Below are 8,116 nucleotides of genomic sequence, written 5' to 3'. Positions count from 1 at the left end.
AGGTGCAGCCAGAAGGAGTCCACCTGAACCGCCTGGAAGCCGTAGCGGTTGAAGCCACCCGGGCCGAATTTCGGGTTCTTGTGCCAGTTCGGATTGTCCTTCTCGGCGACCACACCGCCGAACTGGCCGATACCGAAGCCGAGAAGGGGTTGACGCGGCAGGATTTTCCCTGCCTGCTGGAGGTAGAGCACCCGGATCTCGCGGACCGGCGCGGGCGAGTGGGTGGGCTGCGGCGTGGCCGCGCCCGGCGATCCGCCCGGACCGCCGGATCCGCTGGTCCCGGGCGACGTCGACGGCTTCGCCGAGGTCTTGGGGCCACCTGACGCGGTCGAGCCGCCGTCTGGCCGGGGGGTGGCCGTCGGGGAGGGCTTGGCCGTGGCCGCCGCCGGCGGAGCTGGCGGGGACGTCTCGCTGCCCGCCGGGTCAGCCCCAGGACGTGGCCGAGGTGGTTCGGGTGGGACAGCAGCCCCTGCGCGCGGCTCTGCTCCGACCAGGTCAGGTCCACCCAGCCGAGTACGCGGTAGGCCGGCTCACCCACGACCATCTGGACGAGAGCGAGCAGAACGTTGACGCTCACCACCACGGCCACCACGATGAGCAGGCGACGGATCATCATCGAGTTCAGGTCGGCCGCGCGCAGCGCGTAGAAGACGATGACGCCACGGAAGTAGACGAACAGTGCCTCGCCCATCAGGGACATCGAGGAGTCGTTCACCAGACCGGCGAGCACCATCACCAGCCCCAGCACCACCAGGGCGAGGTCGGCGCCGGTAAGGAACCGGTGCCACAGCCGATCGACGGCGACCTTGACCACCGTCAGCCCGGCGAGCCCCAGGTAGAGGACGGTCTTCAGCTGCTTGGGCCACTGGGCCGAGCCGTCGAGGTTGGCGCGCGGATCCACGCTCGTCGGCCCGCTCAGCACCTGGGCCCAGGTTTCGAGCAGCACATGCACCAGCAGCGCGCCGACGACCACCACGATCGCGGTGGAGAGCAGCCCCGAGATGGGCCGGGCGGGCCGGTCCGTCGGCGGGGCCATGCTCTGGATGGAACCGTTCATCACACGTCCCTACGGCGTCGGACCAGCATCACCACGAGCACGATGAGACCGACGAAGAGGGCGCCGCCGGCACCGGCGAGCAACGCCATCAGCCAGACCGACTGGTCGCTCGGCTCGGACTCGTTCTGCTGCCGTTCCACGGCATTCTGCCGGTACGCCTTCGCCAGCAGGTTGCCGGGGGATGCCTGCGCGACCGCGTCGAACTGGGTGATCGCCGCCGAGTGCTGACCAGCGAAGTAGGCGTCCAGGGCCTTGCGATACAGCTTGTCGGAGTCACCGAGCTTGTTGGCGGTTCCGGCCTCGCCGATCAGCGCGTTCAGGCTCGACGACGGGACAATCACCCGATTTGCCCTGTCGGGGCGAGCCTGATCCTGGTCGATCATCCCCGCCACCCGGCCGCTCGCGTCCAGGGCGATACCGCCGTGGGACGTGGTTCCGAGATCCTGGTTGATGCGGGAGATCGACGCCGACCCCCGCCGCCCGGTGCCGGTGATACCGACGAGCTTCGACTTTGGGCCGTAGGTTGCGGTGCGGAAGTCGTCATCGGTGGTGGCGAAGCCGACAATCAGCAGGGAACTTCCGTCGGTGAGGGTCGCCGAGGGGTTGAGCTCCGCCACCGGCAGGCTCCCCCGGCCCAGCTTGATGAGCGCGCTGTTGCCGGTGTCGGGCGGCAGCGCCCGGACGACCTGCGCCGGGATCGCCGGCTCCGTGGTGAGGTTGCCCTTGGCGGTGTTGAGCTGGCCGTGGATCTCGGTACCGGGCTCGGTGCCCGGATCGATGCCGGTGAACTTCGTCTTGCCCATGTTGGTCCGGATGTACTCCTGGACCTGCGCGGGGACCAGTGTCTGCTCGCGCACGAGCATCCGGGCCACCGTGTCGAGCGCGATCTGCCGGGCGGTTTCCTGGGTGGGCTTGACGCACGCGCTACTGGTGAGGGCGTGCCCGTCCGGGGTGACCACGAAGGCACTGCACCTGCGGGTGAAGGTGATGGGCGTGGCCCGTATCGGCGCGTTGGTGCTGGCGTCGCGGACGTAGCCGGTGAAGACCGTTTCGACGAAGACGAGCGCGGGCGCGGCAACCGCCAACGCGCGCTCCTCGGGGCTGTACGTGGCGGCCTGCGCCCATGGCTTCAGTGGCGGGTCGACGGCGGCGGCAGTGGGGAACGCGGTGGCGCCAACTGTCGGCGGGATGTCGGGGTCGGTCGGCTCGTCGGGGGCGAGCGCCCAGACCGCCGCACCGCTGCCCACCGCCACCGCCAGCGCGAGCGCGGCCACCTTGACCCAGAGGCCGGTGCGCCGCTTCGGTGGGGCCGACGGCTGGATCCGTCGCACCGGCGCGGCGAACGGATCGTGCGGTGGCGGGGCGTCCACCGGTCCGACGGCGGGCGGCTGCGGCTCGTCGGTGGCGGGCTGCGTGGGCGCGGGGTTGGGGTTGGGCGCCACCGGCGGGCCGGCGTGCAGCGCCCAGGGCGCCGGCGGAGGGCCCGAGGTCAGCTGCGGCACACCCGACACCTGTTGCGGGACGCCGGACACCTGCTGCGGGATCCCGGAAACCTGCTGCGGCACACCAGACACCTGCTGAGGGATGCCCGACACCTGCTGCGGCACGCCGGAAACCTGCTGCGGGATGCCGGAGACCGGGGCGGCGGGAACGCCCTCGGTGGGCACCGGCTGGTAGTCCTGGCCGAGCGCCCGGAACAGTCGCTCCGCGCCCGGGCCTGCCTCCGCGGGGTACGCCACCCACGGCTCGGCCGCGGAGAAGTCGGCGTAGGCGAAGGTCTGACCGCCGGGCGCCTGCGCCAACCCGTTGGCGGTGCCGACGAAGGCCTCCCGCCAGCCCGGCGCGTCCGCGACGGCCGCGTTCAGCACGGCAATCGTCACCAACCGGCCCTGCCCGTCGATGGCTGCCCATGCCTTACCGGCCGGGCAGGTGCCCAGCATGTGGGTGAACCTGTACGGACCAACCGGTTGCATGCGCACTCCTCTGCTCAACCGCCGTGCGGATACTACAGAGAGCGCGCTCGTCCGCCGCCCTGGTGGTCGTCGGCCCGACAGCCGGTTGACGGGGCCCGCGAGGCGCACTTTCCCAGCCCGTCAAGGGGTTCCCCGGCCAGCCGGCAAGCGACGTGTGACGCCTGTTGCTTATTGAAAGTTTTCATGCATAGAGTCACCGTGTGAATGAAGGAGCTGTCGGGGCACCGGCCGAGCAGGTGCTCGACCTGCTCCAGGGGGTGCGGCTCACCCCCACCCAGCGCCGGATCGCGCACTGTCTGGTGCAGCACGCGCCCACCGTGGCCTACCTGTCCGCCGCCGAGGTGGCCGAGTTGGCCGGCGTCAGTCAGCCGTCGGTCACCCGGTTCGCCGTCGCGCTCGGCCACGACGGCTACCCGGCGCTGCGCCGCCGGCTGCGCGACCTCACCACCACCGCACCGGGCGGGTCGGCGGACGCCGGCAACGAGCTCCAGCAGGCGGTCCGCGCCGAGATGGACAACCTGGACCGACTGGCCGGTCAGCTCGCCGACCGGGACCGGATCGCCGAAACCGGGCGGTTGCTCGCCGCGAGTCGTCCGCTGCCGGTGCTCGGCCTGCGCGCCGCCGCACCGCTGGCCGCGTACTTCGCCTACTTCGCGGCCAAGGTGCACCCGGACGTGCGCGTCCTCGACGACGGGGGAAGCCTGCTCACCGACCGCCTGGAGCAGGCCGCCGAGGCCGGGGCGAGCGCCGTGCTCGCCTTCGTGCTGCCCCGCTACCCCCGGGAAACCCTGGACGCGTTGCGCGACGCCCGCGACGCCGGGTTGACAGTGGTGGCGATCACCGACTCACCGGTCAGCCCGGCCACCGAGCACGCCGACGTGGTGCTCGCCGCCGCGGTGGGCGCGCAGCTCGTCTTCGACCTGCACACCGCCCCGATGACCCTGGCCATGGTGCTGCTGCAGGCGATCTGCGATGCCGCGCCGGCCGACACCCAGCGCCGACTGGAGGCGTTCGAAGCCTCGGCGGCCCGCCGACAGTTGTTCCTCGGTTGACCGGAGGAGACCAGAGATGACCCAGCCCATTCGTGCCGCACGAGGCAGCCAGCTCACCACCCGCGGGTGGCAGCAGGAGGCCGCCCTGCGGATGTTGATGAACAACCTCGACCCCGAGGTGGCCGAGCGCCCCGACGACCTGGTGGTCTACGGCGGCACCGGCAAGGCGGCACGCGACTGGCCGTCGTACCACGCGTTGGTCCGCACCCTGACCGACCTGCGCGAGGACGAGACGATGCTGGTGCAGTCGGGCCGCCCGGTCGGGGTCATGCGCACCCACGAGTGGGCGCCCCGGGTGCTGCTGGCCAACTCGAACCTGGTCGGCGACTGGGCGACCTGGCCGGAGTTCCGCCGCCTCGAACAGCTCGGCCTGACCATGTACGGGCAGATGACTGCCGGTTCGTGGATCTACATCGGCACCCAGGGCATCCTTCAGGGCACCTACGAGACGTTCGCGGCGGTGGCCGCCAAGCGGTTCGCGGGCACTCTCGCCGGCACGCTGACGTTGACCGCCGGTTGCGGCGGAATGGGCGGCGCGCAGCCACTCGCGGTCACCATGAACGGCGGCGTCTGCCTGATCGTGGACGTGGACCGCACCCGGCTCGACCGCCGCGTGCACGACCGTTACCTGGACGAGGTGGCCGACTCGCTCGACGACGCGGTGCGGCGGGTGCTCGCCGCGAAGCGGGACCGGCGCGCGCTCTCCGTCGGTGTGGTCGGCAACGCGGCGGTGGTCTTCCCCGAACTCCTGGTGCGGGGCGTGGAGATCGACATCGTGACCGACCAGACCAGCGCGCACGACCCGCTGTCGTACCTGCCGGTGGGGGTGGAGCTGGCCGACGCCCGGGAGTACGCGGCGGCCAAGCCGGCCGAGTTCACCGAGCGGGCCCGGGCGTCGATGGCCCGGCACGTGGCGGCGATGGTCGGTTTCCTCGACGCCGGCGCCGAGGTGTTCGACTACGGCAACTCGATCCGGGGCGAGGCGCAACTCGCCGGCTATCAGCGCGCCTTCGACTTCCCGGGTTTCGTGCCCGCGTACATCCGGCCGTTGTTCTGTGAGGGTAGGGGTCCCTTCCGGTGGGCGGCGCTCTCCGGCGACCCGGCCGACATCGCGGCCACCGACCGGGCCGTCCTCGACCTGTTCCCGGAGAACGAGTCGCTGGCCCGCTGGATCAGGCTGGCCGGTGAGCGGGTCGCCTTCCAGGGCCTGCCGGCCCGGATCTGCTGGCTGGGCCAGGGCGAACGGGACCTGGCGGGCGTGCGGTTCAACGACATGGTCGCCTCCGGCGAACTCTCCGCCCCGGTGGTGATCGGCCGGGACCACCTGGACACCGGCAGCGTCGCCAGCCCCTACCGGGAGACCGAGGGGATGGCCGACGGTTCCGACGCCATCGCCGACTGGCCGCTGCTCAACGCCCTGGTCAACACGGCCAGTGGCGCGTCCTGGGTGTCCATTCACCACGGCGGTGGGGTGGGCATCGGCCGGTCCATCCACGCCGGGCAGGTGTGCGTGGCGGACGGCACCGCCCTGGCCGGTCAGAAGATCGAGCGGGTGCTCACCAACGACCCGGCGATGGGTGTCATCCGGCACGTCGACGCCGGCTACGAGAGCGCCCGCGAGGTCGCCGACCGCACCGGCGTCCGGGTGCCGATGACCGAGGGCGGACCGGCGTGAGCGACGACCTTTCGGCCCGGTTCCGGGCGCTGTGGGACGAGATCGCGCCGGTCGGGCGGGACGCCGACAGCGGCGGCTACCTGCGGTACGCGTTGACCGAGCCGGAGCGGGAGCTGCGCGCCTGGTTCCGCGCGCAGGCCGAGCGTCGGGACATGCCGGTCACCGAGGACGGCAACGGCAACCTCTTCGCCCACTGGGGTGACCCGGAGGCGTCGGACGCGGTGCTCACCGGCAGCCACTTCGACTCGGTGCCGCACGGCGGGGCGTACGACGGGCCGCTCGGCATCGTCAGCGCGTTCCTCGCCGTGGACGAGCTGCGCGCCGCCGGCGTCACCCCCGCCCGGCCGCTGGTGCTGGGTGCCTTTGTCGAGGAGGAGGGGGCGCGCTTCGGCGTACCGTGTCTGGGGTCGCGGCTGCTCACCGGCGCGCTGTCGGCCGAGCGCGCGGCCGGCCTGCGCGACGCGGCCGGGGTGAGCTTCGCCGAGGCGCTCGGCGACCGGCCGGCGGGCGCCCGCCCGGAGCTGCTGGGCCGGTTCGGCGCCTTCGTGGAGTTGCACGTCGAGCAGGGCCGCGCGTTGGTCGACACGGACGCGCCGGTCGCGGTGGCCAGCGCGATCTGGCCGCACGGCAGGTGGCGCTTCGACGTCGTCGGCGAGGGCAACCACGCGGGTACCACCCGGATGGCCGACCGGCGCGACCCGATGCTGACCTACGCGTTCACGGTGCTGGCCGCCAACAAGGAGGCCCGGCTGCGCGGCGCGCACGCCACGGTGGGCCGGGTCGCCGTCGAACCCAACGCCACCAACGCGATCCCGTCGAAGGTGACCGGCTGGTTGGACGCCCGGGCCGCCGACCCGCAGACGCTGACCGGGCTGATCGACGCGGTGCGCGGCAAGCTCGCCGAGCGGGCCCGCCGCGACGGTACGGAGGTGACAGTCACCGAGGAGTCGGCCACTCCACTGGTCGCCTTCGACGGTGGGCTGGCCAAGCGGCTGGCCACGCTGCTCGACGCTCCGGTGCTGCCCACCGGGGCGGGGCACGACGCCGGGGCGCTCGCCGGGCACCTGCCCACCGCGATGCTCTTCGTGCGCAACCCGACCGGGATTTCGCACTCCCCCGCCGAGGCCGCGACGGACGATGACTGTGCGGCCGGGGTACGGGCGCTGGCCCAGGTGCTGGAGGAGCTGACATGCGCGTGAACGAGCTGGCGAGTTGGTCGCCGGGGGCCTCGGATCTCCGGCGAGCGCGGGTGCGTGGTCTGCGGCGCGGCGCTGGTCGGCACCTCTTGCCGTCGTGCTTTGGAGCTGATGTCGCAAACGAATCAGCCCTCGCGCCCCACACGCTGACACCACCCGAACCGTCGACAGCGCCCCGGCCGCGGATGTCACCCGAGCCGTCGACATCATCCCGGCCGCTGATGTCGCAGACGATTCAGCTCCAAAGGGAGCGAGGAGCATGACCACCGCCCGCTGGCTCGCCCAGTACGCCTGGCTGCCCGAGCACGCCGAACCCACACCCGACGTGCTCATCGAGGTCAAAGCCGGCCGGATCGCGGCGGTGACGCCACTGACCCCCAGCAGCAGGCCACCGGCCGGGGTCGAGGTGTACCCCGACGCGGTACCGCTGCCCGGCCTGACGGTGCCCGGTCTCGCCAACGCGCACTCGCACGCCTTCCACCGGGCGCTGCGTGGGCGCACCCACGGCGGCCGGGGTGACTTCTGGACCTGGCGGGACCAGATGTACGCCATCGCGGACCGGCTGGATCCGGACACCTATCTCGCCCTGGCCCGCGCTGTCTACGCGGAGATGGCGCTCGCCGGGGTCACCTGCGTGGGAGAGTTCCACTACCTGCACCACCGGCCCGGCGGCGGCGCGTACGACGACCCGAACGAGATGGGCGCGGCGCTGGTCGAGGCCGCCGCGCACGCCGGGATCCGGCACACCCTGCTGGACACCGCCTACCTCACCTCCACGGTGGACGGCCAGGCGCTGGCCGGGCCGCAGCGCCGCTTCGGCGACGGGGACGCGGCCCGCTGGGCACAACGGGCCGCGGCGTTCCAGCCGACCGACCCGCACGTCCGGGTCGGCGCGGCTGTGCACTCGGTGCGGGCGGTCCCGGCCGACCAGCTCCGCACTGTCGCCGAGTGGGCCGGGGAGCGGCAGGCGCCGCTGCACGTGCACCTCTCCGAGCAGCCGGCCGAGAACGACGAGTGCCGGGCGGTGCACGGGCGCTCGCCGACCGCGCTGCTCGCCGAGCACGGCGTGCTCGGGCCGAACACCACAGCCGTCCACGCCACCCACCCGACCAGCGCGGACCTCGCCCTGCTCGCCGACAGCCGGACCGGCGTGTGCCTCTGCC

At 72.6% G+C, this 8,116-nt stretch carries 5 protein-coding genes and 1 pseudogene; 4 read left to right on the top strand and 2 right to left on the bottom strand.

What is annotated here, in order from left to right; all coding sequences use genetic code 11:
• Both KBX53_RS14345 and KBX53_RS14340 read right to left on the bottom strand, forming a co-directional pair.
• A pseudogene (locus KBX53_RS14345) lies at nucleotides 1-1,057 on the bottom strand (hypothetical protein); the annotation flags it as partial.
• Complete coding sequence (locus tag KBX53_RS14340) at nucleotides 1,057-3,030, bottom strand: trypsin-like peptidase domain-containing protein (RefSeq protein ID WP_210859715.1); 1,974 nt, start codon at nucleotides 3,028-3,030, stop codon at nucleotides 1,057-1,059. The gene KBX53_RS14340 and the pseudogene KBX53_RS14345, both read right to left, overlap by 1 nt.
• Before the next feature lie 200 nt (nucleotides 3,031-3,230).
• Between KBX53_RS14340 and KBX53_RS14335 the strand changes: the two genes are divergently transcribed.
• From KBX53_RS14335 to KBX53_RS14320, 4 genes are all read left to right on the top strand, one after another.
• On the top strand, nucleotides 3,231-4,082 hold the full coding sequence (locus KBX53_RS14335) for a MurR/RpiR family transcriptional regulator (protein WP_030331255.1): 852 nt from the start codon (nucleotides 3,231-3,233) through the stop codon (nucleotides 4,080-4,082).
• 16 nt (nucleotides 4,083-4,098) lie between these two features.
• A complete protein-coding gene (hutU, locus tag KBX53_RS14330) occupies nucleotides 4,099-5,757 on the top strand; it encodes a urocanate hydratase (RefSeq protein WP_030331256.1) in 1,659 nt (552 codons plus the stop codon).
• Entirely contained in the window at nucleotides 5,754-6,956 is a 1,203-nt protein-coding gene (locus tag KBX53_RS14325) for an allantoate amidohydrolase (protein ID WP_210859713.1), read from the top strand. The genes hutU and KBX53_RS14325 overlap by 4 nt, the downstream gene beginning before the upstream one ends.
• 256 nt (nucleotides 6,957-7,212) lie before the next feature.
• Nucleotides 7,213-8,116 (top strand): formimidoylglutamate deiminase (locus KBX53_RS14320; protein ID WP_210859711.1); only part of this gene is annotated, 904 nt, incomplete at its 3' end.

Origin of the sequence: Micromonospora sp. M51 (assembly GCF_018070305.1) — a bacterium.
GTDB lineage: Bacteria > Actinomycetota > Actinomycetes > Mycobacteriales > Micromonosporaceae > Micromonospora > Micromonospora parva.
Note: the sequence above shows the minus strand (reverse complement) of the source record. Positions and strands in the feature narration are given on the sequence as shown.

What these genes read in the sequence shown, in the direction of transcription:
- hutU (WP_030331256.1), top strand. Translation starts at nt 4,099, where the DNA reads ATGACCCAGCCCATTCGTGCCGCACGAGGCAGCCAGCTCACCACCCGC.
- KBX53_RS14340 (WP_210859715.1), bottom strand. Translation starts at nt 3,030, where the DNA reads ATGCAACCGGTTGGTCCGTACAGGTTCACCCACATGCTGGGCACCTGC.